Source organism: Peribacillus sp. NPDC056705 (assembly GCF_043656335.1).
Genome location: NZ_JBHTYI010000106.1, coordinates 1 through 2382 on the forward strand (window position 1 = coordinate 1; position 2382 = coordinate 2382).

Consider the following 2382-nt stretch of genomic DNA (forward strand, 5'->3'; position numbering starts at 1 on the left):
GAAACAATACACGCCTTTGAAACCGCCTTTGGAGACGATGTTATCATCCTTGAGGAGCAGCGTATCTACCTTGCCTCTTCCAGCAACCATATATGGAGAAGCGTTCATCGCGCTCGTAATGATCTCAACCGCTGTTCTTGTCGAAGCGTCTTCAATCTGCTCAGGATTAGCAAGCTTCATGTAAGCCGTCGCCAGTGCCGAGAGCGGCATCGCGAATACCGGAAGGCCGCAGCCGTCCGTTCCCAAAGCAATATCCGCTTGCTTCATCCCGCTTACGTCGGATATGCACTTCAGGATTTCCTGCTGCAAAAGATGCTCTGGCTGTTCATATCCTTGCAACGGATACCCTGCCATTTGGCAATATGCCAGCATACCATAATGCTTGCCCGAACAGTTATGGTACCATCTGCTCTTATCGCCCCCGCTTCTTACAAGCTGCTGCTTGCTCTCCTCATCAAGCGGCCAACTGGGAGCACATATCATAAGGTTATGATCAATATTTGCCTTTTGAGCGAAGCGCTCCAGCACCTCGATATGCGCAGGCTCGCCACGGTGGGATGCTGTCATCAGTGCTATTTCTTCCTGACCTAGATGATAATACTCAACCAGCCCCGCTCGGATGGCCGGGATCGCCTGCAGCGGCTTTGCAGAAGATCGTGTAAACGCCATATAATGGGGATCGCCAACGTATGCTTCAATACCCCCGAATTCATTCACGACACATATATGTCCTTTGTGGACACACTCCATAATATCAGCCCTGTATTCTTTCACTAATACGGTCTCCATGTTGTCTGACTCCCTCTTTACACGTATATATCAACGATTTTCTTACATTGTATCCGTATCATCTCATCGTCAAATGAGCTTTAATTTGATCGTTTATTAAGCCAATCCGTCTTTTAGTATAGTACAAAATTTTGCGAATATCAGCAGGATATATTCCATATCGGATGGACAACTTGAATTATTTCCAGATTCAGTCTGAACTGTTTCAGGATGTGACTACACGTTTAATTACGAGATAAGCAAGCCCACTCGAAAGACACTGCTCTGATAAAGGAGGCTAATCTAATGTGGGGAATCATCATCAGTATCGTCATGGCCATGATTATCGGGATTATCGGAGATGCGCTCGCCGGCCATGAAATGCCGGGGGGAGTTATCGGGGCCATGATTGCAGGATTTGTCGGTGCATGGCTAGGGCCATGGCTCTTTGGAGCATGGGGACCCATTATTGGTGAGTTCGCAATTGTACCGGCCATCATCGGTACAGCCATCTTCGTCTTCCTTCTTGGTCTAGTTGCCAGATTGTTAAGACGCGCAGTCTAACTGCTCGCGTGTCCATATGTTAACCCTATTATATTAACTAAAAGGAGTGAAAGTTATGAATCACACAGAACAGGAACAACAAGTACAGAGTGGATCTACATTTTTCAAGGGTGCTTTTATCGGTGCTTTAGTAGGTGCAGCAGCCGCCTTGCTGTTCGCTCCAAAACCAGGCCGGGAACTTCGGGGTGATCTCTCCGAGAAGATGCATCAAGTTACAGATAAAACGAAGGAAGTGGCATCCACTGTGGGCGACAAGGCATCGGAATTGGCAAAAACGGTTGGAAGCAAAGCATCAGATGTGATGACAACGGTCAATGAAGGGCGCCAAAGCATTATGTCCAGCGTAAAAGAAGCATCTGCCGGTTTGTCACAGGACATATCTCATGTGTCCAAGGACGTTTCGGAAGAAGTGTCGGCCGCTTCCAAGGATGTGCGAGACAAGGCTATCCAAACTTCGGATGAAGTCAGCCGCGAAATTAAATCTACACCGAACTAAGCTTCAGGTGTTTATGAATAGCCAGCTGACAAAGCTGGCTATTTTTGTGCCAGATCCGTATACGTATCTACAGCTATGATATGGATCTGAGTGCAGCAATGACACGATGTATCTGAATAGAAAGTAGGGATATCCGATGAGTAAAGCCAATCCATATGACACAGGTGTCAATCGTCGTCATCACGATGTACAAGAACATCCTTTTGAATTGAGGCATGAAGTGAAGAAACTGAATACAAGGCTCGATCAAATTGCGAATACATTAGAGAAATCCGAGATGAAAGATCTGATCCCAAAAAGCGCATTGTTGCCAACCTCGTGGCAGGCTTATCACGCGGATTAGGCTTAACCGTCGGAACAGCCATCGTGCTCGGACTCTTGGGTTATATTCTTAGTTACTTTGTGAATGTGCCCATGATCGGGGATTTCATCTCTAATCTGTTGGGATATATTAATCAATCGCAGCAGTAATGCTCATGTTCACACTGCCTGCTTACAGACAAGAGCCCAATCATCATTCCAGAAAAGATCTGATGCGGGGCTCTTGCTTGTTC

At 46.6% G+C, this 2382-nt stretch carries 5 protein-coding genes; 4 read left to right on the forward strand and 1 reads right to left on the reverse strand.

The window, feature by feature from the left end:
* The coding region (locus ACFRAK_RS27800) for an asparaginase (protein ID WP_394573003.1) at nt 1-789 on the reverse strand (789 nt) is incomplete at its 3' end.
* 285 nt (nt 790-1074) lie between these two features.
* On the opposite strand from ACFRAK_RS27800, the gene ACFRAK_RS27805 reads away from it, so the two are divergent.
* The 4 genes from ACFRAK_RS27805 (at nt 1075) to ACFRAK_RS27820 (ending at nt 2299) form a co-directional block, all read left to right on the forward strand.
* On the forward strand, nt 1075-1332 hold the full coding sequence (locus ACFRAK_RS27805; RefSeq protein WP_023966130.1) for a GlsB/YeaQ/YmgE family stress response membrane protein: 258 nt from the start codon (nt 1075-1077) through the stop codon (nt 1330-1332).
* A 55-nt stretch (nt 1333-1387) separates the two neighbouring features.
* Entirely contained in the window at nt 1388-1828 is a 441-nt protein-coding gene (locus ACFRAK_RS27810) for a YtxH domain-containing protein (protein ID WP_394573004.1), read from the forward strand.
* 136 nt (nt 1829-1964) lie between these two features.
* Nucleotides 1965-2171 (forward strand): hypothetical protein, encoded by a 207-nt coding sequence (locus ACFRAK_RS27815; RefSeq protein ID WP_394573005.1) that lies wholly within the window; start codon nt 1965-1967, stop codon nt 2169-2171.
* Entirely contained in the window at nt 2147-2299 is a 153-nt protein-coding gene (locus ACFRAK_RS27820; protein ID WP_394573006.1) for a DUF5665 domain-containing protein, read from the forward strand. Before ACFRAK_RS27815 ends, ACFRAK_RS27820 begins: the two co-directional genes overlap by 25 nt.
* The last annotated feature ends 83 nt before the right edge of the window (nt 2300-2382 follow it).